Source organism: Streptomyces sp. NPDC030222 (genome assembly GCF_055573115.1).
Map to the genome: position 1 here is coordinate 202,602 of NZ_JBVICA010000010.1, position 26,600 is coordinate 229,201.

A 26,600-nucleotide genomic window follows, 5' to 3' on the forward strand; every position below is an offset into this window, starting at 1 on the left:
ATGTCGCGACTCGGCAGCATCGGCGCCAGGCTGTACCGCGGCGAGGTCCAGTACGACTTCGTCGGCAAGCGGATGCTCTGGTACGGAATCTCGATCCTGATCACCATCACGGCCGTGGTGGGCCTCGCGGTCCAGGGCCTGAACATGGGCATCGAGTTCAAGGGCGGCGCGGTCTTCACCGTCGAGAAGGCCACCGTCTCCGTCGCGCAGGCCAGAGAGGCCGCGGAGGAGGCCTCCGGCCACCCCGCGATCGTCCAGAAGGTGGGCAAGGAGGACCTGCGCATCCAGGTCAGCAACCTGGACACCGCCCAGGCGGACAAGGTCGCGGACCAACTCGTCGAGAAGCTCGACCTCTCGAGTGACAAGCAGCTCAACGCCGCACTCGTCGGCCCGAGCTGGGGCGAGCAGATCGCCGAGAAGGCCTGGACCGGCCTCGGCGTCTTCATGGTCCTCGTGGTGATCTACCTGGCGATCGCCTTCGAGTGGCGCATGGCGCTCGCCGCGCTGATCGCCCTGATCCACGACCTCACGATCACCGTGGGCATCTACGCCCTGGTGGGCTTCGAGGTCACGCCCGGTACGGTGATCGGTCTGCTCACGATCCTCGGTTACTCCCTCTACGACACGGTCGTCGTCTTCGACGGTCTGAAGGAGGGCTCGAAGGACATCCTCAAGCAGACCCGCTACACCTACAGCGAGATCGCCAACCGCAGCCTCAACGGCACGCTGGTCCGCTCCATCAACACCACCGTCGTGGCGCTGCTGCCGGTCGCCGGCCTGCTGTTCATCGGCGGCGGCTTCCTCGGCGCGGGCATGCTGAACGACATCTCGCTGTCGCTGTTCGTCGGTCTCGCGGCCGGTGCCTACTCGTCGATCTTCATCGCCACTCCGCTGGTCGCCGACCTCAAGGAGCGCGACCCGAAGATGAAGGCCCTCAAGAAGCGGGTGCTCGCCAAGCGGGCGGCCGCCGCGGCCAAGGGCGAGCCCGACGACCAGGAGGTGGACGCGGCAGGCGCCGGTGACATCGCCGTGGTCGGACAGCGAGCCCATGGGCGCGCCCAGGGCAGGCGCCGGTGACCGGCACCGTGCGGCAGCTGCTGCTGAGCCGTATCCGGGACGTCCCGGACCACCCGAAGCCGGGCGTGCTGTTCAAGGACATCACGCCCCTCCTGGCGGACCCGGAGGCGTTCGGCGCCCTGACCGACGCGCTCGCCGAACTGTGCGCCCGCACGGGTGCGACGAAGATCGTCGGTCTGGAGGCACGCGGCTTCATCCTGGCGGCCCCCGTCGCCGTTCGTGCGGGGCTGGGCTTCGTCCCGGTCCGCAAGGCCGGCAAGCTGCCCGGCGCGACGCTCTCCCAGAGCTACGAGCTGGAGTACGGCACGGCGGAGATCGAGATCCATGCCGAGGACCTGACGACCGGCGACCGCGTCATGGTCATCGACGACGTCCTCGCCACCGGCGGTACGGCCGAGGCCTCGCTGGAGCTGATCCGCCGCGCCGGCGCCGAGGTCGCCGGCGTGGCGGTCCTGATGGAGCTCGGGTTCCTGAACGGCCGCGCCAAGCTGGAGGCGCACCTCGCCGGTGCGCCGCTGGAGGCACTGATCACGCTCTGACCGACTCAGGACGCAGATGATGGGCCCCCATATGGGGGCCCATCGGCGTTACTCGGACGGCGTCTCTTCGGTGACCGCATCTCGTTGAGGCGGGTGCTGGGACATACCGCCCCGTCTCAGCCATGTGGCCGCGGGCCGGTGCCGTGCGCCGGTCCCGGCCCGTGTGACAGGTCTCGGCATGAGCCGGGGAACACGGAGCCGATACCATGGGTTTCCGGGCCTGACCGGGGGACCCGGGGATCCCGCATGGAGGAGCGCTCTTGCCAGACGAGGCCCAGCCACTCTCGCCCAGACTCCGTCCGGGTGGACCTTCCGACGTGTCCGAATCCCAGAAGCCGCAGGCCGCACCGGCCGGGGCGGAGGGCGGAGCGCCCAAGGACAAGCCCGCTGAGCCGTCGAAGTCTGCCGCGCCCGAGCGCGCCCAGGCAGCGGCCCCGGCCGGCGAGTCCAAGCCCGCTCCCGCTCCCGCACCGCTGGTCCGGGCCGGAGGGTCTTCGAACCGGGTCAGGGCCCGTCTGGCGCGCCTCGGCGTCCAGCGCTCCAGCCCCTACAACCCGGTCCTCGAACCGCTGCTGCGCATCGTCCGCGGCAACGACCCGAAGATCGAGACTTCGACGCTGCGCCAGATCGAGCGGGCCTACCAGGTGGCCGAGCGCTGGCACCGCGGCCAGAAGCGCAAGAGCGGCGACCCGTACATCACGCACCCGCTCGCCGTGACGACCATCCTGGCCGAGCTGGGCATGGACCCGGCCACGCTGATGGCAGGCCTGCTGCACGACACCGTCGAGGACACCGACTACGGCCTCGACACCCTCCGCCGCGACTTCGGCGACCAGGTCGCGCTGCTCGTCGACGGCGTCACCAAGCTCGACAAGGTCAAGTTCGGCGAGGCCGCCCAGGCCGAGACGGTCCGCAAGATGGTCGTCGCCATGGCCAAGGACCCGCGCGTCCTGGTCATCAAGCTCGCCGACCGCCTGCACAACATGCGCACCATGCGCTACCTCAAGCGGGAGAAGCAGGAGAAGAAGGCCCGCGAGACGCTGGAGATCTACGCCCCGCTGGCGCACCGGCTGGGCATGAACACCATCAAGTGGGAGCTGGAGGACCTCGCCTTCGCGATCCTCTACCCCAAGATGTACGACGAGATCGTGCGGCTCGTCGCGGAGCGCGCGCCCAAGCGCGACGAGTACCTCGCCATAGTGACGGACGAGGTCCAGACCGATCTGCGGGCCGCCCGTATCAAGGCCACGGTCACCGGCCGGCCGAAGCACTACTACAGCGTCTACCAGAAGATGATCGTCCGCGGCAGGGACTTCGCGGAGATCTACGACCTGGTCGGCATCCGCGTCCTCGTCGACACCGTCCGCGACTGCTACGCGGCGCTCGGCACCGTCCACGCCCGGTGGAATCCGGTGCCGGGACGGTTCAAGGACTACATCGCGATGCCCAAGTTCAACATGTACCAGTCGCTCCACACGACGGTCATCGGGCCCAACGGCAAGCCGGTCGAACTGCAGATCCGCACTTTCGACATGCACCGCCGCGCCGAGTACGGCATCGCCGCGCACTGGAAGTACAAGCAGGAGACCGTCGCCGGCACGTCCAAGATCCGCACCGATGTGCCCAAGGCCGCCAAGGGCAGCATCGGCCAGGACACCGTCAACGACATGGCGTGGCTGCGGCAGCTCCTGGACTGGCAGAAGGAGACCGAGGACCCCAGCGAGTTCCTGGAGTCGCTGCGCTTCGACCTCTCCCGCAACGAGGTCTTCGTCTTCACCCCCAAGGGCGATGTCATAGCGCTGCCCGCCGGGGCCACCCCGGTCGACTTCGCGTACGCGGTGCACACCGAGGTCGGACACCGCACGATAGGTGCCCGGGTCAACGGGCGGCTGGTTCCCCTGGAGTCGACGCTCGACAACGGCGACCTGGTCGAGGTGTTCACCTCCAAGGCCCCCGGCGCCGGACCGTCCCGGGACTGGCTGGGCTTCGTCAAGTCGCCCCGCGCCCGCAACAAGATCCGTGCCTGGTTCTCCAAGGAACGCCGGGACGAGGCGATCGAGCAGGGCAAGGACGCCATCGCGCGGGCCATGCGCAAGCAGAACCTGCCCATCCAGCGCATCCTGACCGGCGACTCCCTGGTCACCCTGGCGCACGAGATGCGCTACCCCGACATCTCCTCGCTGTACGCGGCGATCGGCGAGGGCCATGTCGCCGCCCAGGGCGTCGTGCAGAAGCTCGTCCAGGCCCTCGGCGGCGAGGAGGCCGCCACCGAGGACATCGCCGAGACCGTCCCGCCCGCCCGCGGACGCGGCCGGAAGCGCCGGGCCAACGCCGACCCCGGTGTCGTGGTCAAGGGCGTCGACGACGTGTGGGTGAAACTGGCCCGCTGCTGCACGCCCGTCCCCGGCGACCCCATCATCGGCTTCGTCACCCGCGGCAGCGGCGTCTCCGTGCACCGTGCGGACTGCGTCAACGTGGACTCGCTGTCGCAGCAGCCCGAACGGATCCTCGACGTCGAGTGGGCCCCGACCCAGTCCTCGGTGTTCCTCGTCGCCATCCAGGTCGAGGCCCTGGACCGGTCCCGGCTGCTGTCGGACGTCACCCGGGTCCTGTCGGACCAGCACGTCAACATCCTGTCCGCAGCCGTCCAGACCTCCCGCGACCGGGTCGCCACCTCCCGCTTCACCTTCGAGATGGGCGATCCCAAGCACCTGGGCCACGTCCTGAAGGCCGTCCGCGGCGTCGAGGGCGTCTACGACGTCTACCGCGTCACCTCGGCCCGCAGACCGTAGGCCGGGCGGCGGCCCGAAGACCGCAGGGCCACTGCAGTGTCAGCACACGACGACGGCCCCGGCGGATGCCGGGGCCGTCGTCGTTCCGCCTACAGGACCGAGCGGTTTCAGCCGCCGAACTCCTGGAGACCCTTCAGCGCCTGGTCCAGCAGTGCCTGCCGGCCCTCCAGCTCCTTCGCGAGCTTGTCGGCCTTGGCGTTGTTGCCCGCCGCACTCGCCGCCTCGATCTGCTCACGCAGCTTGTCCACGGCAGCCTGCAGCTGACCCGTCAGACCCGCGGCACGGGCCCGCGCCTCCGGGTTCGTACGGCGCCACTCGGCCTCCTCGGCCTCCTGGATCGCCCGCTCCACCGTGTGCATCCGGCCCTCGACCTTCGCCCGGGCGTCACGCGGGACGTGTCCGATGGCCTCCCAGCGCTCGTTGACGGCACGGAACGCGGCACGCGCGGCCTTCAGGTCCGTCACCGGCAGCAGCTGCTCGGCCTCGGCCGCCAGCTCCTCCTTGAGCTTGAGGTTCTCGGTCTGCTCGGCGTCCCGTTCGGCGAACACCTTGCTGCGCGCCGCGAAGAAGATGTCCTGGGCACCGCGGAAACGGTTCCACAGGTCGTCCTCGGATTCGCGCTGCGCCCGGCCCGCGGCCTTCCAGTCCGCCATCAGCTCGCGATAGCGGGCCGCGGTCGGACCCCAGTCGGTCGACCCGGACAGCGACTCGGCCTCGGCGACCAGCCGCTCCTTGACCTTGCGGGCGTCCTCCCGCTGCGCGTCGAGCGACGCGAAGTGCGCCTTGCGGCGCTTGGAGAACGCCGACCGGGCGTGGGAGAAGCGGTGCCACAGCTCGTCGTCGGACTTCCGGTCCAGCCGCGGCATGCCCTTCCAGGTGTCCACCAGGGCCCGCAGCCGCTCACCGGCCGCACGCCACTGCTCGCTCTGCGCGAGCTGCTCCGCCTCGGCGACCAGCTCCTCCTTGGCCCGGCGGGCCTCGTCGGTCTGCTTGGCCTTCTGCGCCTTGCGTTCCTCGCGGCGGGACTCCACCGTCTCGCTCAGCTTGTCGAGCCGGGACCGCAGCGCGCCGAGATCGCCCACCGCGTGGTGTTCGTCGACCTGCTGGCGCAGGTGCTCGATCGCGGTCTGGGCGTCCTTCGCCGACAGATCGGTGGTCTTCACCCGCCGCTCGAGGAGGTCGATCTCGACGACCAGGCCCTCGTACTTGCGCTCGAAGTAGGCCAGGGCCTCCTCGGGAGTGCCCGCCTGCCACGAGCCGACGACCTGCTCGCCATCGGCAGTACGCACATACACGGTGCCCGTCTCGTCGACACGGCCCCACGGGTCGCTGCTCACAGCGCCTCCTCCACATGATGCCGACGAGGGGGGTCCTCCCCCCGGGCATCGTCCACAGTTTCCTGAGCGGGCCTCGCCCGCCCTTCACGACGCGGGACCCGGCCCACGTTGCACAACGCCAATCTAGGCGAACCGCCGCCCGGCTGTCCGCACTCAGCGCGGCCGAAATTCCACGGTCAGGACTTGCCGACCGTGGCTTTCTCGATGGTGACGGCCGACTTCGGCGGGCCGTCCGTCCCGCCGCCCTCGACACCCGCCGCCGCCACGTCCTGGACCGCCTTCAGGCCCGCCGCGTCGATCTTGCCGAACGGGGTGTAGGTGGGAGGCAGCTTGCTGTCCTTGTAGACCAGGAAGAACTGGCTGCCGCCGGAGTTCGGCTGACCGGTGTTCGCCATGGCCACCGTGCCCGCCGGGTACGTCACCGCGCCGTCGGCACCGGCCTTGCCGAGGGCCGCCAGGTTCTCGTCCGGGATGGTGTAGCCGGGGCCGCCGGTACCGGTACCCTCCGGGTCGCCGCACTGCAGGACCGAGAGACCGCCGGTGGTGAGCCGGTGGCACTTGGTCCCGTCGAAGAACTTCTTGTCGGCCAGCGCCTTGAACGAGTTCACGGTGTGCGGTGTCTTCGCTGCGTCCATCGCGATGGTGATCGCACCCCGGTTGGTCGTCAGGGCGAAGGCGTACGAGGCCTTCCTGTCGATCGTCATCGCCGGCTCGGCCGCGCTGCTCTCGCTCGCCGACGGGTTGGGCGTGGGTTCGTCGTCGGCCTGCGGGGAGGGGCTGCCCGTCAGCGCGACGGACGCGTAGACCGCGCCGCCCGCGCACAGGACCACCGCCAGCGACGCGGCGACGATCGTGTTGCGCTTCTTCGACTTGCGGCGCGCCTCGTCGCGACGCTGCTGCTGACGTTCGAACTTCTCCCTGGCGAGCTGCCGCCGCCGCTGATCGCTGGTGACCACCGGGTCGTCTCCTTGTACGGACTCAGGCCATCGGTTACTGGCTGGTTGCCCGTACGGTATATGGGTTCGCTGTGTGACGAGCAGCGCCGGTAGGCTCTGGTCTGCTGCAATCACCCGTCGGAACATTGTGAGGACGATCGTGCTCGTTGCCGGGTTCCCCGCCGGGGCCTGGGGCACCAACTGTTACCTGGTCGCCCCCGCCGCAGGCGAGGAATGCGTGATCATCGACCCGGGCCACCAGGCGGCCCAGGGAGTCGAGGACGCGCTCAGGAAGCATCGGCTCAAGCCCGTCGCCGTCGTCCTCACCCACGGCCACATCGACCATGTGGCCTCCGTCGTCCCGGTGTGCGGAGCCCATGACGTGCCGGCGTGGATCCACCCCGCCGACCGGTACATGATGAGCGACCCGGAGAAGGCCCTCGGCCGCTCCATCGGGATGCCGCTCATGGGCGAGCTGACCGTGGGGGAGCCCGACGACGTCCACGAGCTGACCGACGGCGCCACCCTGAAGCTGGCCGGCATGGAGCTCACCGTCGCGCACGCGCCCGGCCATACCAAGGGGTCGGTGACCTTCGGTATGCCCGAGACCGCGGACATCCCGCCGGTCCTCTTCTCGGGCGACCTGCTGTTCGCCGGCTCCATCGGACGCACCGACCTGCCCGGCGGCGACATGGCCGAGATGCTCGACTCGCTGGCACGCGTGTGCCTGCCGCTCGACGACTCGACCGTGGTGCTGTCCGGCCACGGCCCCCAGACGACCATCGGCCGCGAGCGCGCCACCAACCCCTATCTCCGACAGGTGGCCGCCGGCCCGGGAGACGGTCCCACCGCCGCTCCCCGACGAGGAATGTGACGAGAGTTTCCGTGAGCACCTTCAAAGCCCCCCGCGGCACCTACGACCTGCTGCCGCCGGCTTCCGCCACCTACCTGGCGGTGCGCGAGGCCATCGCAGGGCCGCTCCGGCGCGCCGGCTACGGCTACGTCGAGACGCCCGGCTTCGAGAGCGTCGAGCTGTTCGCCCGCGGTGTCGGCGAGTCCACCGACATCGTGACCAAGGAGATGTACGCCTTCGAGACCAAGGGCGGCGACCGGCTGGCGCTGCGCCCGGAAGGCACCGCGTCGGTGCTCCGCGCCGCCCTGGAGGCCAACCTCCACAAGACCGGCAACCTGCCGGTCAAGCTCTGGTACTCCGGCTCCTACTACCGCTACGAACGCCCGCAGAAGGGCCGCTACAGGCACTTCTCCCAGGTCGGTGCCGAGGCGATCGGTGCCGAGGACCCGGTGCTCGACGCCGAGCTGATCATCCTCGCCGACCAGGCGTACCGCTCGCTGGGCCTGCGCCGGTTCCGCATCCTGCTGAACTCGCTGGGCGACAAGCAGTGCCGGCCGGTCTACCGGGAGGCGCTGCAGGCCTTCCTGCGCGAGCTGGACCTCGACGAGGACACCCGGCGCCGCTGCGAGATCAACCCCCTGCGGGTCCTTGACGACAAGCGCCCGGAGGTCCAGGAGCAGCTGGCGGGCGCCCCGATGCTGCGCGACTACCTGTGCGACGCCTGCAAGGCGTACCACGAGGAGGTGCGCGAGCTGCTGGGCGCGGCGGGCGTGGCGTTCGAGGACGACGAGAAGCTGGTCCGCGGCCTGGACTACTACACCCGCACGACCTTCGAGTTCGTCCACGACGGTCTCGGCTCGCAGTCCGCGGTCGGCGGCGGCGGCCGCTACGACGGTCTGTCCGAGATGATCGGCGGCCCCGCGCTGCCGTCCGTCGGCTGGGCGCTGGGTGTCGACCGCACGGTCCTCGCCCTGGAGGCCGAGGGCATCGAGCTGGACCTCCCGGCGTCCACCAGCGTGTTCGCGGTGCCGCTCGGCGAGGAGGCCCGCAGGGTGCTGTTCGGCCTGGTCACCGAGCTGCGCAGGGCGGGGGTTGCGACGGACTTCGCGTTCGGCGGGCGCGGTGTCAAGGGGGCCATGAAGGCCGCCAACCGCTCGGGCGCCCGGCTGGCGGTGATCGCGGGCGACCGTGACCTGGCCGAGGGCGTCGTCCAGCTGAAGGACCTCGAGTCAGGAGAGCAGGAGGCGGTCGCGCTCGACGCGATCGTGGAGAGGCTGAGCTCGAAGCTCGCATGACCATCCGGGGCCGGGCGGCGGACGCCGTCCGGCCCCGTCCGCTCCCTTACGTTCCCGGCGACGCGGTCCGGCCAACGCGCCGCCGCGGAACGGGGTTTCGCCCGTCGTACCGCCCTTGCTTACGTCGCCCCGACGCCGCGGACGGCAGGCTGTACGGCACAATGACCGTGCCGAACAGCAGACCTCCGACGGAAACGACGTGATGACCCCAACGACTTCAGAGGCAGAGCGGGACGCGACGACGCGGACGACCACGCGCACGACCGGCGCCGGCCGGGGTCTGGCCTGGCTGCTGGTGATCACGGGCGCGGCCGGACTGCTCGCCTCCTGGGTGATCACCATCGACAAGATCAAGCTGCTGGAGGACCCGGGCTTCACCCCGGGATGCAGCCTGAACCCGATCGTGTCCTGCGGCAGCGTCATGAAGAGCGCGCAGGCCGAGGTCTTCGGCTTCCCCAACCCGATGCTGGGCCTGGTCACCTACGCGATCGTGATCGGCGTCGGGATGAGCCTCTTCGCCGGGGCCCGGTTCCCCCGCTGGTACTGGCTCACCTTCAACGCCGGCACGCTCTTCGGCGTCGGGTTCTGCACCTGGCTGATGTACCAGTCGCTGTACAACATCAACGCGCTGTGCCTATGGTGCTCCCTCGCCTGGGTCGCGACGATCGTGATGTTCTGGTACGTCACCTCGTACAACGTCCGCAACGAGCACCTGCCCGCCCCGACCGCGCTGCGGAACTTCTTCGACGAGTTCACCTGGGTGCTGCCGGTCATGCACATCGGGATCATCGGCATGCTGATCCTGACCCGCTGGTGGGACTTCTGGATGAGCTGACGGGCTGACGGGCGGAGGCCCAGGAGCCGAGAGCCGGCGGAGCCGACAGGCGGACGGCACTGTCAGTGGGGTGACGTAGGGTTCCGTGCGTGGAGCCCGACCTGTTCACCGCAGCTGCCGAGGAGCGCCAGGAGAAGGACCCGGCGTCGAGTCCGCTCGCCGTCCGCATGCGTCCGCGCACTCTCGACGAAGTCGTCGGCCAGCAGCATCTGCTGCGGCCCGGTTCCCCGCTGCGCAGACTCGTCGGCGAGGGCGGCGGCGGTCCCGCGGGACCTTCGTCGGTGATCCTCTGGGGCCCGCCGGGCATCGGCAAGACGACGCTGGCGTACGTGGTCAGCAAGGCCACCAACAAGCGGTTCGTCGAACTGTCCGCGATCACGGCCGGGGTCAAGGAGGTCCGGGCGGTCATCGAGGGCGCCCGCCGCGCCACCGGCGGGTTCGGCAAGGAGACGGTGCTCTTCCTCGACGAGATCCACCGGTTCAGCAAGGCCCAGCAGGACTCCCTGCTGCCCGCGGTCGAGAACCGCTGGGTCACCCTGATCGCCGCCACCACCGAGAACCCGTACTTCTCGGTGATCTCACCACTGCTCTCCCGCTCGCTGCTGCTCACGCTGGAGCCCCTCACGGACGCGGACCTGAGCGGGCTGGTCCGCCGTGCACTCACCGATGAACGCGGACTGGGCGGGGCGGTGGCGCTGCCCGAGGACGCCGAGGCGCATCTGCTGCGGATCGCCGGCGGTGACGCGCGGCGGGCACTGACCGCACTGGAGGCCGCGGCGGGCGCGGCCCTCGCCAAGGGCGAGAAGGAGATCACCCTCGCCACGGTGGAGGAGACCGTCGACCGGGCGGCCGTGAAGTACGACCGGGACGGCGACCAGCACTACGACGTGGCGAGCGCCCTGATCAAGTCGATCCGCGGCTCGGACGTGGACGCGGCGCTGCACTACCTGGCGCGGATGATCGAGGCGGGGGAGGACCCGCGGTTCATCGCCCGGCGGCTGATGATCTCCGCAAGCGAGGATATCGGGCTCGCGGACCCCACGGCGCTGCCCACGGCGGTCGCAGCGGCGCAGGCCGTCGCGATGATCGGCTTCCCCGAAGCGGCGCTCACCCTCAGCCACGCCACCATCGCGCTCGCCCTCGCCCCGAAGTCCAACGCGGCGACGACCGCGATCGGAGCCGCCCTGGCGGACGTGCGGAACGGTCTGGCGGGCCCGGTCCCCGCGCATCTGAGGGACGGGCACTACAAGGGCGCGGCACGACTGGGTCACGCGCAGGGCTATGTGTACCCGCACGACATACCGGGTGCCATCGCGGCCCAGCAGTACGCACCCGACGCGGTACACGGCAAGCGCTACTACGAGCCGACGCGCTACGGCGCGGAGGCGCGCTACGCGGACGTCGTCGAGAAGGTCCGCGGGCGGCTGCGGGGCGAAGCCCCGTCCTAGTCCTCGACCGCCCGTCTTCGACCGTTCCTTCCGTGGCGGGTCAGCCGGAGGCCGCCTCGAAGAGGGTGTGCATGGCGCGGCGCAGTCCGGAGACGTCCCGTACCGGCTCGGGGAAGTCGAAGCGGGCGTCGAAGCAGGCGTCGTGCCCGGTGCCGAACCGCAGCCGCAGTCCGAAGCGGTCCAGTGCCAGCGGGACGAGCCGGAGGCCGGACGTGCGTGGGTCCCCGCCCCGTTCACCGAGGAGTCCGCAGAGGGTCTGGACCTGGTCGCCGTGTGCGGAGTGCAGATGCTGGAGGAGCTCCGCCTCGTGCGCCACCAGCGGATCCGGGGCGGCCAGGGCGAAGGCCTCCGGTTCCACTGTCTCGGCGCCCCACAGGTCCTCGACGCGGACCTCGCCGACCTCGAGACGCAGCATCATCCAGTGGGGAGTGCCGGCGTCCGTCGCCAGGATCTCCTCGACGCCGGGCAGACCGGACGCGGCACCACAAGCCTGCTGCGCGGTGAGCAGCATGGCGCACACGGCACGCTCCTCGTTGCGGACCGGGGTGAGCCAGCCCGCGAGCACGGCGCGGCCGCGGATCCGGTGCGGCACGGCGACGGGGGCGACGTCCGTGATCTCCATCACGGCGGTGAGGTCGTCGTCCTGGGCGTGCGCGGCGGCCCGGGCGGCAGGGGAGTCCCAGTACGCCAGGAGAATGACGTCCCCGTCCGGCGTCACCGCACGTGCCGCGGGTTCCGGCCAGCCGGGACCGGTGGTGCGAGCACCCCTCACGGTGAGGGATACTGAGGCGTTGGACTCAACGAGGGTTCGTACGCGCTCGGCTCCGGTGGGCTGTCGAGCGCCTTCCACGGGACGCGGCTGACCTTGCTCAGGGTTGTCGGAAGCAGACTTGTCTGAACTCCGATACGTACTGGGCCGGGGGATCCCAGATGGTCGAGACATTACGTCCTCCTCGAATAAGGTAAGGCTCACCTAACTTACATGGAGGTAGGTTCCACGTGAACCAGTCGCGACCCAAGGTCAAGAAGTCGCGTGCTCTCGGCATCGCTCTGACCCCGAAGGCCGTCAAGTACTTCGAGGCTCGCCCGTACCCGCCGGGTGAGCACGGCCGTGGCCGCAAGCAGAACTCGGACTACAAGGTCCGTCTGCTGGAGAAGCAGCGTCTGCGCGCCCAGTACGACATCAGCGAGAAGCAGCTCGCCCGTGCGTACGACCGTGCCAAGAAGGTCACCGGCAAGACCGGCGAAGCCCTGGTCATCGAGCTCGAGCGTCGTCTCGACGCCCTGGTGCTGCGTTCGGGCCTGGCCCGCACCATCTACCAGGCCCGTCAGATGGTCGTGCACGGTCACATCGAGGTCAACGGCGGCAAGGTCGACCGTCCGTCCTTCCGCGTCCGCCCCGACGACGTCGTGACGGTCCGCGAGCGCAGCCGTGAGAAGCACCCCTTCCAGGTCGCCCGTGAGGGTGGCTACGCCGGCGAGGGCGAGACCCCGCGCTACCTGCAGGTCAACCTGAAGGCCCTGGCGTTCCGCCTGGACCGCGACCCGCAGCGCAAGGAGATCCCGGTGATCTGCGACGAGCAGCTCGTCGTCGAGTACTACGCCCGCTGACCCGGACGTAGCACCGCACCAGGCGCACAGCCCGTCGTCCCCCGCTCCACGAGGAGCGGGAGGCGGCGGGCTTCCGCATGTCCGGGCCTACGCGTGTCCGGGCTACCACGGCGGGGCAGGGACGCAGCGCATCCGGGGATGTGCACTGCGTACAATCCGTAGCCGCAACTCCCGCCCCCGTGGCCGCTAATGCGGTACGGGCCGCCACCCTCGGCGCGATAGGGTCGGAGGAAGACTTTTCGACGTGCAGGGAGCGGTGAAACGTGTCCGGTGGAGAGGTGGCCGGGATCCTGGTGGCCGTCTTCTGGGCCATCCTGGTCTCCTTCCTCGCGGTGGTGCTGGTGAGGCTGGCCCAGACGCTCAAGGCGACCACCCGGCTGGTGACCGAGGTCACGGACCAGGCGGTTCCCCTCCTCGCGGACGCGTCCGCGACCGTCCGGTCGGCGCAGACCCAGCTGGACCGGGTCGACGCCATCGCCTCCGACGTCCAGGAGGTCACCTCCAACGCCTCGGCGCTCTCCACCACCGTCGCCTCGACGTTCGGCGGACCGCTGGTCAAGGTCGCGGCCTTCGGATACGGAGTGCGGCGGGCCCTCGGCCGGAAGGCGCAGCCCGAGCCCCCGCGTCGTACCGTGATCGTCGGGCGTACCCTGCCGTCCCCACGGCGAAGGAAGCAGAAGGGCTGACGCTGCGATGTTCCGCCGTACGTTCTGGTTCACCGCGGGCGCAGCAGCCGGCGTGTGGGCCACCACCAAGGTCAACCGCAAGCTCAGGCAGCTGACCCCCGAGAGTCTCGCGGCGCAGGCCGCGCACAAGGCCGTCGAGACCGGACACCGGCTCAAGGACTTCGCCCTGGACGTCCGGTCGAACATGATCCAGCGCGAGGCCGAACTCGGTGAGGCGCTGGGCCTGGAGGCACCGGTCGACCCCGTGCCCCAGGACCGTGCGCTGCCGGCACAGCGGCCGCCCTCCGCCCTCGGCCGAGGCGGGCGCACGCACGACGCGTACGGACTCGGCAAGCACTCGTACACCAAGCATTCGTACAACCGGAATGAGGACCACTGATGGAGTCGGCTGAAATCCGCCGCCGCTGGCTGAGCTTCTTCGAGGAGCGCGGGCACACCGTCGTGCCTTCGGCGTCGCTCATCGCGGACGACCCGACTCTGCTGCTCGTCCCGGCCGGCATGGTGCCCTTCAAGCCCTACTTCCTGGGCGAGGTCAAGCCGCCCTTCCCGCGCGCCGCCAGCGTGCAGAAGTGCGTCCGTACACCGGACATCGAAGAGGTCGGCAAGACCACCCGGCACGGCACGTTCTTCCAGATGTGCGGCAACTTCTCCTTCGGCGACTACTTCAAGGAAGGCGCCATCAAGCTCGCCTGGGAGCTGCTGACCAGCCCGGTCGAGCACGGCGGCTACGGGCTGGAGCCGGAGAAGCTCTGGATCACCGTCTACCAGGACGACGACGAGGCCGAGCAGATCTGGCGCGACGTCGTGGGCGTCCCCGCCGAGCGGATCCAGCGCCTGGGCAAGAAGGACAACTTCTGGTCCATGGGCGTCCCGGGTCCCTGCGGCCCCTGCTCCGAGATCAACTACGACCGCGGCCCCGAGTTCGGTGTCGAGGGCGGCCCCGCCGTCAACGACGAGCGGTACGTGGAGATCTGGAACCTGGTCTTCATGCAGTACGAGCGCGGCCAGGGCACCGGCAAGGAGGACTTCGAGATCCTCGGAGACCTGCCGAGCAAGAACATCGACACCGGTCTCGGCATGGAACGCCTGGCGATGATCCTCCAGGGCGTCCAGAACATGTACGAGACCGACACCCTCAAGGTCGTCATCGACAAGGCCACCGAGCTCACCGGTGTCGCCTACGGCAAGGCCCACGACAGCGACGTCTCGCTCCGTGTGGTGGCCGACCACATGCGCACCTCCGTGATGCTCGTCGGCGACGGCGTCACCCCCGGCAACGAGGGCCGTGGCTACGTCCTGCGCCGCATCATGCGCCGCGCCATCCGCAACATGCGCATGCTCGGCGCCACCGGCCCGGTCGTCGGCGAGCTCGTGGACGCCGTCATCAAGACCATGGGCGAGCAGTACCCGGAGCTGGAGACCGACCGCAAGCGCATCGAGACCGTCGCGCTCGCCGAGGAGGCCGCCTTCCTCAAGACCCTGAAGGCCGGCACCAACATCCTCGACACCGCCGTCACCGAGACCAAGGCCGCCGGCGGCAAGGTCCTCGCCGGCGACAAGGCCTTCCTGCTCCACGACACCTGGGGCTTCCCGATCGACCTCACCCTGGAGATGGCCGCCGAGCAGGGCCTTTCCGTGGACGAGGACGGCTTCCGCCGCCTGATGAAGGAGCAGCGGGAGCGCGCCAAGGCCGACGCCAAGGCCAAGAAGACCGGCCACGCCGACGTCACCGCCTACCGCGAGATCGCCGACGGCTCCGGTGCCACCGAGTTCACCGGCTACACCAACACCGAGGGCGAGTCCACCGTCGTCGGCCTGCTGGTCAACGGGCTCCCGTCGCCGGCTGCCTCCGAGGGCGACGAGGTCGAGGTCGTCCTCGACCGCACCCCGTTCTACGCCGAGGGCGGCGGCCAGCTCGCCGACCAGGGCCGCATCAAGCTGCACTCGGGCGCGGTCATCGAGGTCCGCGACGTCCAGCAGCCGGTCCCCGGGGTGTCCGTCCACAAGGGCTCCGTGCAGGTCGGTGAGGTGACGGTCGGCGCCTCGGCCTACTCCACCATCGACGTCAGGCGCCGCCGGGCCATCGCCCGCGCCCACAGCGCCACCCACCTGACCCACCAGGCGCTGCGAGACGCCCTCGGCCCGACGGCCGCCCAGGCCGGCTCCGAGAACTCGCCGGGCCGCTTCCGCTTCGACTTCGGCTCCCCGAGTGCCGTGCCCGGCACGGTCCTCACCGACGTCGAGCAGAAGATCAACGAGGTGCTCTCGCGCGAGCTCGACGTGCACGCCGAGGTCATGCCGATCGACGAGGCCAAGCGCCAGGGCGCCATCGCCGAGTTCGGCGAGAAGTACGGCGAGCGGGTCCGTGTGGTCACCATCGGCGACTTCTCCAAGGAGCTCTGCGGCGGTACGCACGTGCGCAACACCGCCCAGCTCGGTCTGGTGAAGCTGCTGGGCGAGTCCTCCATCGGCTCCGGCGTGCGCCGTATCGAGGCCCTGGTCGGCGTCGACGCGTACAACTTCCTCGCCAGGGAGCACACGGTCGTCGCCCAGCTCCAGGAGCTGGTCAAGGGCCGTCCCGAGGAGCTCCCCGAGAAGATCTCCGGCATGCTGGCCAAGCTGAAGGACGCCGAGAAGGAGATCGAGAAGTTCCGCGCGGAGAAGGTCCTCCAGGCCGCCGCCGGTCTCGCCGAGGGCGCCAAGGACATCCGCGGCGTCGCCCTGGTCACCGGCCAGGTCCCGGACGGCACCTCCGCCGACGACCTGCGCAAGCTGGTCCTCGACGTCCGTGGGCGGATCCCGGGCGACCGGGCCGCCGTCGTGGCCCTGTTCGCCACGGCGGGAGGCCGTCCGCTCACGGTCATCGCCACCAACGAGGCCGCCCGTGAGCGCGGTCTGAAGGCCGGCGACCTGGTCCGTACGGCCGCCAAGACGCTGGGCGGCGGCGGTGGCGGCAAGCCGGACGTCGCCCAGGGCGGCGGCCAGAACCCCGAGGCCGTCGGCGACGCCATCGCCGCCGTCGAACGCCTCGTCACCGAGACGGCCTGACGGTGACCATGCGCCGCGGCCGCCGTCTCGCGGTCGACGTCGGGGACGCCCGCATCGGGGTCGCCTCATGCGACCCCGACGGGCTCCTCGCCACGCCGGTGGAGACCGTGCCGGGACGTGACGTCCCGGCCGCCCACCGGCGGCTGCGCCAGATCGTCGAGGAGTACGAACCGATCGAGGTCGTCGTGGGCCTGCCCCGCTCGCTCAGCGGGCGGGAGGGCCCGGCCGCGGCCAAGGTCCGCGGCTTCGCCCAGGAGCTGGCGAAGGGCATCGCGCCGGTCCCGGTACGGCTGGTGGACGAGCGGATGACCACCGTCACGGCCGGTCAGGGGCTGCGTGCCTCCGGTGTGAAGTCCAAGAAGGGCAGGTCGGTCATCGATCAGGCAGCCGCTGTGATCATCCTCCAGAACGCTCTTGAGTCCGAACGGGTATCCGGTAATCCGCCCGGAGAGGGCGTCGAAGTGGTCATCTGATCGCGATACGGTAACGTTCCGCGCGATGCGGTCGCTTTTCGAACAACGACCGCACGGGGAAAGAGGCGGACCGACCGGATGCCTCGCGGCTCTAGGGGACCGATGACTGAGTATGGCCGGGGCACAGGCCCCGAACCGTGGCATCCCGAGGACCCTCTCTACGGTGACCTGGGATGGGAAGCGCAGCAGCAGCCCGACCAGGGCTCGTACGGGCAGGGCCGGGGCGGCGCGCACGGCGGCGGCCACCACGATCCGTACCAGCAGCAGTACCAGTCCCAGCAGCACCAGACCGGCCCGTATCCGCAGCAGTCCGGCCAGTACCCGCAGCAGTCCGGCCAGCAGTACCCACAGCAGCAGCAGTACCAGGACGCCCAGCAGTACCAGCAGCAGGCCTACCCCCCGCAGCAGTACCAGCAGACGTGGGACACGGGACAGACGGCGGCCTACGACCCGTACACCCAACAGGTCCCGGTGGCCCAGGGTTACGGCGAGCAGGCCCCCGACTTCTACACGACGCCCGAGGCGTACCCCCCGCCGCAGCCGCCCGGCCGCCGCACTCCGCCGGCCCCGGACCCGGAGCACGAGTGGCGGCCGGATCCGGAGCCCGAGGACGACGAGCCCGAGCACCCCTTTTTCTCCGAGGGCCCCGACGAGGACGGCGACGAGGACCTCGACGGCGATCCCGACGGTGACGACCGCGGCAACGCGGCCCGCCGCGGTGAGCGGGGCCGCGGCGACAAGCCGAAGAAGAAAAAGAAGAGCCGCAACGGCGTCGCCTGCCTGTTCGTCTCCCTGGTCCTCGTCGGCGGTGTCGGCGGCGCCGGCTACTTCGGCTACCAGTACTGGGAGGACCGCTTCGGGGTGCCCGAGGACTACGCGGGCACCGGCACCGACCCCGTGGAGGTCGAGATCCCGCAGGGCGCCAGCATCGCCGAGATGGGGCGCGTCCTGAAGGAAGCCGGGGTCGTCAAGAGCGTCGACGCGTTCGTGGACGTCGCCGGCGACTTCCCGAAGAGCCAGTCGATCCAGCCGGGCATCTACCCGATGAAGAAGCAGATGTCCGCGAAAGCCGCCATCGAACTGATGACCAACCCTGCCAACCTCAACGCGCTCATCATCAAGGAGGGCATGCGGGCGGCCCAGGTCTACCAGGCGATCGACCGGAAGCTGGGCCTGGACCAGGGCACCACCCAGGACGTCGCCGAGAAGAAGGTCAAGGACTTCGGACTGCCGTCCTGGGCCGACGACAACGACAGGATCAAGGACCCGCTGGAAGGATTCCTCTTCCCGTCCCGTTACGACGTCGGCTCCAAGACCAAGCCCGAGGACGTCATCAAGCAGATGGTCGCCCGGGCCAACGAGCAGTACGCGGCCGCCGACGTCCAGGGCAAAGCCACGAGACTCGGCCTCAAGACCCCGCTCGAGCTCGTCACCGTCGCCAGTCTCGTCCAGGCGGAAGGCAAGACGCACGCCGACTTCCGGAAGATGTCCGAGGTCGTCTACAACCGCCTCAAGCCGACCAATACCGAGACCAACCAGCTCCTCCAGTTCGACTCCACCTTCAACTACCTGAAGGGCCAGAGCGAGATCGACATCAGCGAGAAGGAGATCAACAGCAACCGGGACCCGTACAACACGTACACCCAGAAGGGGCTCACGCCCGGCCCCATCGGGAACCCCGGCTCGGTCGCCCTGCAGGCGGCGCTCAACCCCACCAAGGACGGCTGGATGTACTTCGTGGCGACCGACGGCAGGTCCAAGACCGAGTTCGCCAAGACGCACGCCGAGTTCCAGAAGCTCAAGGACAAGTTCAATGCCCAGCGCGACTGAGAACCGCAGGGCTGCGGTCCTCGGATCTCCGATCGCCCACTCGCTCTCCCCGGTGCTGCACCGCGCCGCATACGCGGCACTCGGCCTCACCGGCTGGTCCTACGACCGCTTCGAGGTGACCGAGACGGGACTGGCCGGCTTCCTCGAAGGGCTGGACGGCTCCTGGGCAGGGCTGTCGCTGACCATGCCGCTCAAGCGGGCGGTCATCCCGCTGCTCGACGAGATCAGCGCGACCGCCTCCTCCGTCGAGGCCGTCAACACGGTCGTGCTCACCGACGACGGCCGGAGGCTCGGCGACAACACCGACGTCCCCGGAATGATCGCCGCGCTGCGCGAGCGCGGTGTCGAGAAGACCGAGTCCGCCGCCGTGCTCGGGGCCGGCGCCACCGCCTCCTCCGCGCTGGCGGCGCTCTCCCGGATCTGCTCCGGGCCCGTGACGGCCTATGTGCGCAGCCAGGCCCGCGCAGCAGAGATGCGCGGCTGGGGCGACCGGCTGGGTGTCGACGTCCGCATCGCCGACTGGGCCGAGGCGGCGCGGGCCCTGGACGCCCCACTGGTGGTCGCCACCACCCCGGCCGGCACCACCGACGCCCTCGCCGGCGAGGTGCCGGAGCGCCCCGGCACCCTTTTCGACGTCCTCTACGACCCCTGGCCGACCCCTCTCGCGGCCGCCTGGGCCGCACGCGGTGGATCCGTCGTCGGCGGCCTCGACCTGCTGGTCCACCAGGCCGTGCTCCAGGTCGAGCAGATGACCGGACGGGCCCCGGGTCCGCTCGCCGCGATGCGCGCCGCGGGCGAGGCGGCCCTCGCCGCACGCTGAGACGGGAGTCCGACTGCTGGACCTGTGGCCGGTCCGATCCCCCGGACATGGGAGGATCGTAGGCAGGCGGGCCACGGCCGCGCCCCCGGCCGGCGCCGGGCGGCGCCTCTGGCCGCGCCGTCGCAGTTCGAGGCGTGAGGATGAGGAGCACCGTTGAGCAGGTTGCGCTGGCTGACCGCGGGGGAGTCCCACGGACCCGCACTTGTCGCGACGCTGGAGGGTCTGCCCGCCGGCGTGCCGATCACGACGGAGATGGTGGCGGGCGAGCTGGCGCGCCGGAGGCTCGGTTATGGCCGCGGTGCCCGGATGAAGTTCGAGCAGGACGAGGTCACCTTCCTCGGCGGCGTCCGGCACGGGCTCACCATGGGTTCGCCGGTCGCGGTCATGGTCGGCAACACCGAGTGGCCCAAGTGGGAGAAGGTCATGGCGGCCGACCCCGTGGACCCCGCGGAACTGGCCGAGCTGGCCCGCAACGCGCCGCTGACCCGGCCCCGGCCCGGTCACGCCGACCTCGCCGGAATGCAGAAGTACGGCTTCGACGAGGCCCGGCCGGTCCTGGAGCGCGCCAGCGCCCGGGAGACCGCCGCCCGCGTCGCGCTCGGTACGGTCGCCCGTTCCTACCTGAAGGAGACCGCCGGCATCGAGATCGTCTCGCACGTCGTGGAACTGGCCGCCGCCAAGGCTCCGTACGGGGTGTACCCGACGCCCGCGGACGTCGAGAAGCTGGATGCCGACCCGGTGCGCTGCCTCGACGCCGACGCGAGCAAGGCGATGGTCGCCGAGATCGACCAGGCCCACAAGGACGGCGACACCCTCGGCGGAGTCGTCGAGGTCCTGGCCTACGGTGTCCCCGTCGGCCTCGGCTCGCACGTCCACTGGGACCGTCGTCTCGACGCCCGGCTCGCCGCCGCTCTCATGGGCATCCAGGCCATCAAGGGCGTGGAGGTCGGAGACGGTTTCGAACTCGCCCGGGTGCCCGGCTCCCAGGCGCACGACGAGATCGTGCCCACGGACGAGGGCATCAGGCGGACCTCCGGCCGCTCCGGCGGCACCGAGGGCGGCCTCACCACCGGCGAACTGCTGCGCGTCCGTGCCGCGATGAAGCCGATCGCCACCGTGCCGCGCGCACTGCGGACCGTCGACGTCATCACCGGCGAGCCCGCCGCCGCCCACCACCAGCGCTCCGACGTGTGCGCGGTGCCGGCCGCCGGCATCGTCGCCGAGGCGATGGTCGCCCTGGTCCTCGCGGACGCCGTGGCCGAGAAGTTCGGCGGCGACAGCGTCGCCGAGACCCGGCGCAACGTCCGCTCGTACCTCGACAACCTGCACATCCGGTGACCGGGCCACTCGTCGTCCTCGTCGGGCCCATGGGCTCCGGCAAGTCGACCGTGGGCGCGCTGCTCGCGGAACGCCTCGGCGTCGGCTACCGGGACACCGACGCGGACATCGTGGCGGCGCAGGGCCGGGCGATCTCCGACATCTTCGTCGACGAGGGCGAGCCGTACTTCCGTGAGCTGGAACGTGCCGCCGTCCGGGCGGCGGTCGCCGAGCACACCGGGGTCCTCGCCCTCGGCGGCGGCGCCGTCCTCGACGAGGGCACCCGGAAGCTGCTCACCGGACTGCCGGTGGCGTACCTCTCGCTGGAGGTCGACGAGGCCGTGCGCCGGGTCGGCCTCAACACCGCCCGCCCGCTGCTCGCCGTCAACCCGCGCCGCCAGTGGCGTGAGCTGATGGACGCCCGCCGGCATCTGTACACCGAAGTCGCACGCGCCGTCGTCCCGACCGACGGTCTGACCCCCGAAGAGGTCGCCGAGACGGTCCTCGACGCGCTCCAGCCGAAGAAGGAAGCATGACGGACCAGGACCAGGCCGTGACCCGCATCCCCGTCGCCGGCAGCGCCGGCACCGACCCGTACGAGGTGCTCGTCGGCCGTCGGCTGCTGGGCGAACTGGCCGGACTCGTCGGCGACAAGGCCAAGCGGGTCGCCGTCATCCATCCGGAGGCCCTCGCCGAGACCGGTGACGCGATCCGTGCCGACCTCGCCGACCAGGGCTTCGAGGCGATCGCCGTCCAGGTGCCGAACGCCGAGGAGGCCAAGACCGCCGAGGTCGCCGCGTACTGCTGGAAGGCGCTCGGCCAGTCCGGCTTCACCCGCACCGATGTCATAGTCGGCGTCGGCGGCGGCGCGACCACGGACCTCGCCGGGTTCGTGGCCGCCACCTGGCTGCGCGGCGTCCGCTGGATCGCCGTACCGACCACGGTCCTCGCCATGGTCGACGCGGCCGTGGGCGGCAAGACGGGCATCAACACCGCCGAGGGCAAGAACCTCGTCGGCGCCTTCCACCCGCCGGCCGGAGTGCTCTGCGACCTGGCCGCACTGGAGTCGCTGCCGGTGCACGACTACGTCAGCGGGATGGCCGAGATCATCAAGGCGGGCTTCATCGCCGACCCGGTGATCCTCGACCTGGTGGAGGCCGACCCCGCGGGCGCCCGCACCCCGGCCGGCCCGCACACCGCGGAGCTGCTGGAGCGGTCCATCCGGGTCAAGGCCGAGGTGGTCTCCGGGGACCTCAAGGAGTCCGGTCGCCGCGAGATCCTCAACTACGGGCACACCCTCGCCCATGCGATCGAGAAGAACGAGCGCTACAAGTGGCGGCACGGCGCGGCCGTCTCCGTCGGCATGGTCTTCGCCGCCGAACTCGGCCGCCTCGCCGGGCGGCTGGACGACGCGACCGCCGACCGGCACCGCAGCGTGCTGGAGTCCGTCGGACTGCCGCTGACCTATCGCGGCGACCAGTGGCCCAAGCTGCTGGAGGCCATGAAGGTCGACAAGAAGTCCCGCGGCGACCTGCTGCGCTTCATCGTCCTGGACGGGCTGGCGAAGCCGACCGTCCTGGAGGGACCCGACCCGGCCGTGCTGCTCGCCGCCTACGGGGAGGTCTCCGCGTGACCCGTCGGGTGCTGGTCCTCAACGGCCCCAACCTGGGCCGGCTCGGCTCCCGTGAGCCCGACGTCTACGGCTCGACGTCCTACGCGGGGCTCGTCGAGGCCTGCAAGGGCCTCGGCGGGGAGCTCGGGTTCGACGTCGAGGTCCGGGAGACCAACGACGAGGGCGAGATGATCCGCTGGCTCCACGAGGCCGCGGACGGATCGCTCCCCGTCGTGCTCAACCCCGGTGCGTTCACGCACTATTCGTACGGGATGCGGGACGCCGCCGCGCAGCGCACCGCGCCGCTGATCGAGGTGCACATCTCCAACCCGTACACCCGCGAGGAGTTCCGGCACACCTCCGTGGTCGCCGCCGTCGCGAGCGGGACCATCGCGGGTTTCGGGATCGGCTCGTACCGGCTCGCGCTGCGCGCGCTCGCGGACGAACTCTCCGGCTGAGCAGGGCACTTCGGGTCCCCCTCGGCCGTTCGACCGATGACGGCCGAGGGTGACCGGGGCGCCTCCCGTCCGAAGCCGGTACCGTTCCCCGGGAGCGGCGGCCGGCGGTCCGGCCGTCGACGAGCACAGTCGCCTGACGAGACGGAGTGGCACCGGATGCAGCACGCAGGGGGGTTCCCGATGCCGCCTTCGCACGACCCCGTGCAGGGCTGGGACCAGGGCGGACACCACCAGGGGCAGCTGCCCCTGCCGCACACCCCCGCGGCCCACCGGCAGCCCCCCGGACCGGGCGGTCCGGCGCCCGCCGACCCGCCCACCGTGCCGCTCGGCTCTCCGGTCGTTCCGTCGCCGTCCTCGGCGCCCCCGACCCCACCGCACGCCTCCGCGCCCGTCCCACAGGGCCCGCCGCCCCGGGATACCACGGGTCACATCCAGCTGCCGCCGGGCGGGCCGGTGCCGGTCCCGTCGGCTCCCCAGCACGAGGGCACAGGTGCGGCCACCCTTGCCGTGCTGCTGATCGGGCCCGCCGGCGCCGGGAAGACCACGGTCGCGCGGTACTGGGCCCGGCACCGCCGGGTCCCGACCGCCCACATCAGCCTCGACGACGTCCGCGAATGGGTCTGTGCCGGTTTCGCAGACCCCCAGTCCGGCTGGAACGACCAGTCCGAGGCCCAGTACCGGCTCGCCCGCCGTACCTGCGGTTTCGCCGCGCGCAACTTCCTGGCGAACGGCATCTCCTGCATCCTCGACGACGCCGTCTTCCCGGACCGCCCCGTGGTCGGCCTCGGCGGCTGGAAGCGTCATGTGGGTCCCGGCCTGCTGCCCGTCGTCCTGCTCCCCGGCCTGGACATCGTCCTGGAACGCAACGCGGAGCGCACCGGCAACCGCCGGCTCTCCGACGAGGAGGTCGCGGGCATCCACGGCCGCATGGCCGGCTGGTACGGCTCGGGCCTCCCCATCATCGACAACTCCCAGCTCGACGTCCCCACCACCGCGAAGTACCTCGACGACGTCCTGGCCCGCGCGATCGCCAGCCCTCCGACCTGGTAGCCGACCGTCCGGCACTCCCCGGATGCCGTAAGGCCGGCTCGGCACCGTACGGCTGCTCGTGGACGGTTCGCCGCGGTACGGCCTGTGCCTGCGGCACGGTCGAAGGAGCCGGTGCTCACCGGGGCGTCGGTGGACGGGGCGGGGGCACGAGGGCGCCGGGGTGGACCCCCGGGCGGACGTCTCGACCTGCCGAGGACGCCGAGGGCTCTTACGCTCGGTTCATGTCCGAGGTGTATGCGGCACGCCGCGCACGGCTGCGCGAGCGGTGCGCGGCTGCGGGGAACGCGGCCGCACTCGTCTCGCGTCCCGCGAACGTCCGGTACCTCACCGGTGCCTCTCCTCCCTACGGCGTGCTGCTGGTCGGCCCCGCCGAGGACGTCATGCTCTGCGCCGGAGCGCCGACCGGGGACCCCGCCGAGGGGCGTCCCGACGAGACGCTGCGGCTGGACGTGCTGCCCGGCCCCGACGGCGCGGACCCGGCCGTGGCGGCCGCGGGCTCCGCGGTCGGCGCGGGAGCGGAGTCGCTGGCCGTCGAGGAGCACCATCTGACCGTGGCCCGCCACCGGGCCATCGGCTCGGTGGCCCCCGGGCTGCGGCTCACGGACCTCGCCGGTGCCGTGGAACAGCAGCGCATCGTGAAGGACGAGGACGAGATCGCCTGTCTGCGCATCGCCGCGGAGATCGCGGACCAGGCGCTCGGCGAGCTGCTGGAGTCGATCCTCGTCGGGCGAACCGAGCGGCATCTCGCCCTCGAACTGGAGCGCCGTCTCGTCGACCACGGGGGTGACGGACCGGCCTTCCCCACGTCAGTCGGCACCGGCCCCAACTCCGGCCGGAGCAGGCACCGTCCGTCGGACCGCCGGGTCGAGGAGGGCGATTTCCTGACGGTGTGCCTGGGCGCCAACTACCGGGGCTACCGTTGCGAGATCGGCCGTACGTTCGTCATCGGCACCAGCCCGGCGGACTGGCAGGTGGAGCTCTACGACCTGGTCTTCGCCGCGCAGCGGGCCGGCCGGCAGGCCCTGGCGCCGGGCGCGGAGTGCCGCGAGGTGGACCGGGCGTCCCGTCAGGTGCTCACCGCCGCCGGGTACCAGGAGGGCGTGTCCCCCTGGATGGGACACGGCGTGGGGCTCGAAATCGACGAGGACCCGCAGCTTGCACCGACAGCCATGGGTAAACTGGACGCTTGTGTGCCGGTCACCGTCGAACCGGGGGTCCACCTCCCGGGACGGGGCGGAGTCCGGATCGATGACACGCTCGTCGTACGCCCCGAGGCGGACGGCGGACCCGAGCTACTCACCATCACGACCAAGGAGCTGCTCGCGCTGTAGCGCACACCGCCGCGGCGCACACCCTCGGTCCCACCAGCTTCAGTCCAGGAGATTCCGCAACCGTGGCCACCACGAACGACCTCAAGAACGGCATGGTGCTCAAGCTCGACAACGACCAGCTGTGGTCCGTCGTCGAGTTCCAGCACGTCAAGCCCGGCAAGGGCCCGGCCTTCGTGCGCACCAAGCTCAAGAATGTGCTGTCCGGCAAGATCGTCGACAAGACGTTCAACGCCGGCGTGAAGGTCGAGACGGCCACCGTCGACCGCCGCGACATGCAGTTCTCGTACATGGACGGCGAGTACTTCGTGTTCATGGACATGCAGACCTACGACCAGCTGCACGTCGACCGCAAGTCCGTCGGCGACTCCGCCCACTTCCTGATCGAGGGCTTCGAGGCCACCGTCGCCACGCACGAGGGCTCGGTCCTCTACGTCGAGCTCCCGGCCGCCGTCGAGCTGACCATCCAGGAGACCGAGCCGGGCGTCCAGGGCGACCGCTCCACGGGTGGCACCAAGCCCGCGACCCTCGAGACCGGCTACACCATCCAGGTCCCGCTGTTCATCACCACGGGCGAGAAGATCAAGGTCGACACTCGTTCGGGTGACTACCTCGGCCGGGTGAGCAGCTAACCGTGGCTGCCCGCAACACGGCCCGTAAGCGGGCCTTCCAGATCCTCTTCGAGGCCGACCAGCGCGGGACGTCCGTGCTGACGGTCCTCGCGGACTGGATCCGGCACTCCCGGTCCGACAGCCGTCAGCCGCCGGTCAGCGAGTACACCATGCAGCTCGTCGAGGGCTACGCCGACCACGAGAAGCGCATCGACGAGCTGATCTCCACGTACGCGGTGGGGTGGACGCTCGACCGGATGCCGGTCGTCGACCGCAACATCCTGCGGCTGGGCGCCTACGAGCTGGTGTGGGTCGACGAGACCCCGGACGCGGTGGTGATCGACGAGGCGGTGCAGCTCGCGAAGGAGTTCTCCACCGACGAGTCGCCTTCCTTCGTGAACGGCCTGCTCGCACGCTTCAAGGAGCTCAAGCCGAGCCTGCGCCGGGACCAGTGATCCCGTCCCGGGCAGGCAGATGCCACGAAGGGCCCGCAGCGAAGTGGCGCTGCGGGCCCTTCGGCGTTCTCCGACGGGCCTCACGGCCCCGTGGGACCGCCCGCCGGGCCTCCAGCGCCCCCGAACGCCGGAGGGTGGTCCCGGGGACCCGGGACCACCCTCCGGCGGTACGTTTCTGCATCAGGGTTGC

The 26,600-nt window shown here is 70.7% G+C and carries 25 protein-coding genes; 22 read left to right on the forward strand and 3 right to left on the reverse strand.

Annotated elements, in window-relative coordinates; genetic code table 11:
- The 3 genes from secF to ACZ4Z5_RS17220 all read left to right on the forward strand — a co-directional run bounded on the left by secF (window position 1) and on the right by ACZ4Z5_RS17220 (window position 4,408).
- On the forward strand, window positions 1–1,077 hold the full coding sequence (gene secF / locus ACZ4Z5_RS17210) for a protein translocase subunit SecF (RefSeq protein WP_468263110.1): 1,077 nt from the start codon (window positions 1–3) through the stop codon (window positions 1,075–1,077).
- Entirely contained in the window at window positions 1,074–1,616 is a 543-nt protein-coding gene (locus ACZ4Z5_RS17215) for an adenine phosphoribosyltransferase (RefSeq protein ID WP_468263113.1), read from the forward strand. Before secF ends, ACZ4Z5_RS17215 begins: the two co-directional genes overlap by 4 nt.
- A 260-nt stretch (window positions 1,617–1,876) precedes the next feature.
- Complete coding sequence (locus ACZ4Z5_RS17220) at window positions 1,877–4,408, forward strand: RelA/SpoT family protein (RefSeq protein ID WP_468263116.1); 2,532 nt, start codon at window positions 1,877–1,879, stop codon at window positions 4,406–4,408.
- 107 nt (window positions 4,409–4,515) lie between these two features.
- Here the strand turns inward: ACZ4Z5_RS17220 and ACZ4Z5_RS17225 are convergent, their stop codons facing one another.
- Together ACZ4Z5_RS17225 and ACZ4Z5_RS17230 are read right to left on the reverse strand one after the other, a co-directional pair.
- Window positions 4,516–5,745 (reverse strand): DUF349 domain-containing protein, encoded by a 1,230-nt coding sequence (locus ACZ4Z5_RS17225; RefSeq protein WP_468263119.1) that lies wholly within the window; start codon window positions 5,743–5,745, stop codon window positions 4,516–4,518.
- Window positions 5,746–5,921: 176 nt separating this feature from the next.
- The gene (locus tag ACZ4Z5_RS17230; RefSeq protein ID WP_468263122.1) at window positions 5,922–6,701 is read right to left on the reverse strand and encodes a peptidylprolyl isomerase; all 780 of its coding nucleotides are present in this window, start codon (window positions 6,699–6,701) and stop codon (window positions 5,922–5,924) included.
- Window positions 6,702–6,840: 139 nt separating this feature from the next.
- On the opposite strand from ACZ4Z5_RS17230, the gene ACZ4Z5_RS17235 reads away from it, so the two are divergent.
- From ACZ4Z5_RS17235 to ACZ4Z5_RS17250, 4 genes are all read left to right on the forward strand, one after another.
- Complete coding sequence (locus tag ACZ4Z5_RS17235; RefSeq protein WP_468263125.1) at window positions 6,841–7,554, forward strand: MBL fold metallo-hydrolase; 714 nt, start codon at window positions 6,841–6,843, stop codon at window positions 7,552–7,554.
- A gap of 11 nt (window positions 7,555–7,565) precedes the next feature.
- A complete protein-coding gene (gene hisS, locus ACZ4Z5_RS17240) occupies window positions 7,566–8,828 on the forward strand; it encodes a histidine--tRNA ligase (protein WP_468263128.1) in 1,263 nt (420 codons plus the stop codon).
- A 202-nt stretch (window positions 8,829–9,030) separates the two neighbouring features.
- Window positions 9,031–9,663 carry a vitamin K epoxide reductase family protein gene (locus ACZ4Z5_RS17245; protein WP_468263131.1) on the forward strand — a complete coding sequence of 211 codons (633 nt, stop codon included), beginning with the start codon at window positions 9,031–9,033 and terminating at the stop codon, window positions 9,661–9,663.
- An 89-nt stretch (window positions 9,664–9,752) separates the two neighbouring features.
- Complete coding sequence (locus tag ACZ4Z5_RS17250; RefSeq protein ID WP_468263135.1) at window positions 9,753–11,111, forward strand: replication-associated recombination protein A; 1,359 nt, start codon at window positions 9,753–9,755, stop codon at window positions 11,109–11,111.
- Between the two features lie 40 nt (window positions 11,112–11,151).
- On the opposite strand, the gene ACZ4Z5_RS17255 is transcribed toward ACZ4Z5_RS17250, so the two are convergent.
- Window positions 11,152–12,054, reverse strand: coding sequence for a DUF2470 domain-containing protein (locus ACZ4Z5_RS17255; RefSeq protein WP_468263137.1), 903 nt, complete (start codon window positions 12,052–12,054; stop codon window positions 11,152–11,154).
- 56 nt (window positions 12,055–12,110) lie between these two features.
- Here ACZ4Z5_RS17255 and rpsD point away from each other — a divergent pair, with 56 nt between their 5' ends.
- The 15 genes from rpsD (at window position 12,111) to nusB (ending at window position 26,410) form a co-directional block, all read left to right on the forward strand.
- Window positions 12,111–12,722 (forward strand): 30S ribosomal protein S4, encoded by a 612-nt coding sequence (rpsD, locus tag ACZ4Z5_RS17260; protein ID WP_468263140.1) that lies wholly within the window; start codon window positions 12,111–12,113, stop codon window positions 12,720–12,722.
- 263 nt (window positions 12,723–12,985) lie between these two features.
- Entirely contained in the window at window positions 12,986–13,408 is a 423-nt protein-coding gene (locus tag ACZ4Z5_RS17265) for a DUF948 domain-containing protein (protein WP_468263142.1), read from the forward strand.
- A 7-nt stretch (window positions 13,409–13,415) separates the two neighbouring features.
- The gene (locus ACZ4Z5_RS17270) at window positions 13,416–13,787 is read left to right on the forward strand and encodes a hypothetical protein (protein ID WP_468263145.1); all 372 of its coding nucleotides are present in this window, start codon (window positions 13,416–13,418) and stop codon (window positions 13,785–13,787) included.
- Window positions 13,787–16,456, forward strand: coding sequence for an alanine--tRNA ligase (gene alaS / locus ACZ4Z5_RS17275; RefSeq protein ID WP_468263148.1), 2,670 nt, complete (start codon window positions 13,787–13,789; stop codon window positions 16,454–16,456). Before ACZ4Z5_RS17270 ends, alaS begins: the two co-directional genes overlap by 1 nt.
- An 8-nt stretch (window positions 16,457–16,464) precedes the next feature.
- Entirely contained in the window at window positions 16,465–16,929 is a 465-nt protein-coding gene (ruvX, locus tag ACZ4Z5_RS17280; protein WP_468263254.1) for a Holliday junction resolvase RuvX, read from the forward strand.
- A gap of 102 nt (window positions 16,930–17,031) precedes the next feature.
- A complete protein-coding gene (mltG, locus tag ACZ4Z5_RS17285; protein WP_468263151.1) occupies window positions 17,032–18,759 on the forward strand; it encodes an endolytic transglycosylase MltG in 1,728 nt (575 codons plus the stop codon).
- A complete protein-coding gene (locus ACZ4Z5_RS17290) occupies window positions 18,743–19,579 on the forward strand; it encodes a shikimate dehydrogenase (RefSeq protein WP_468263154.1) in 837 nt (278 codons plus the stop codon). Before mltG ends, ACZ4Z5_RS17290 begins: the two co-directional genes overlap by 17 nt.
- A gap of 153 nt (window positions 19,580–19,732) precedes the next feature.
- Window positions 19,733–20,917 carry a chorismate synthase gene (aroC, locus tag ACZ4Z5_RS17295; RefSeq protein ID WP_468263157.1) on the forward strand — a complete coding sequence of 395 codons (1,185 nt, stop codon included), beginning with the start codon at window positions 19,733–19,735 and terminating at the stop codon, window positions 20,915–20,917.
- A 29-nt stretch (window positions 20,918–20,946) separates the two neighbouring features.
- Entirely contained in the window at window positions 20,947–21,432 is a 486-nt protein-coding gene (locus ACZ4Z5_RS17300) for a shikimate kinase (RefSeq protein WP_468263256.1), read from the forward strand.
- The gene (gene aroB, locus ACZ4Z5_RS17305) at window positions 21,429–22,529 is read left to right on the forward strand and encodes a 3-dehydroquinate synthase (protein ID WP_468263160.1); all 1,101 of its coding nucleotides are present in this window, start codon (window positions 21,429–21,431) and stop codon (window positions 22,527–22,529) included. Before ACZ4Z5_RS17300 ends, aroB begins: the two co-directional genes overlap by 4 nt.
- Complete coding sequence (gene aroQ, locus ACZ4Z5_RS17310) at window positions 22,526–22,966, forward strand: type II 3-dehydroquinate dehydratase (protein WP_468263163.1); 441 nt, start codon at window positions 22,526–22,528, stop codon at window positions 22,964–22,966. Before aroB ends, aroQ begins: the two co-directional genes overlap by 4 nt.
- Window positions 22,967–23,122: 156 nt before the next feature.
- Window positions 23,123–24,016: a Pro-rich N-terminal domain-containing protein gene (locus tag ACZ4Z5_RS17315; protein WP_468263165.1), complete on the forward strand. Its 894-nt coding sequence runs from the start codon at window positions 23,123–23,125 to the stop codon at window positions 24,014–24,016.
- Window positions 24,017–24,237: 221 nt separating this feature from the next.
- Complete coding sequence (locus ACZ4Z5_RS17320; protein WP_468263168.1) at window positions 24,238–25,347, forward strand: aminopeptidase P family protein; 1,110 nt, start codon at window positions 24,238–24,240, stop codon at window positions 25,345–25,347.
- Between the two features lie 62 nt (window positions 25,348–25,409).
- Window positions 25,410–25,976, forward strand: a complete 567-nt coding sequence (gene efp, locus ACZ4Z5_RS17325; protein WP_468263171.1) for an elongation factor P — start codon at window positions 25,410–25,412, stop codon at window positions 25,974–25,976.
- A gap of 2 nt (window positions 25,977–25,978) precedes the next feature.
- Window positions 25,979–26,410: a transcription antitermination factor NusB gene (nusB, locus tag ACZ4Z5_RS17330; RefSeq protein WP_468263174.1), complete on the forward strand. Its 432-nt coding sequence runs from the start codon at window positions 25,979–25,981 to the stop codon at window positions 26,408–26,410.
- Window positions 26,411–26,600 lie beyond the last annotated feature (190 nt).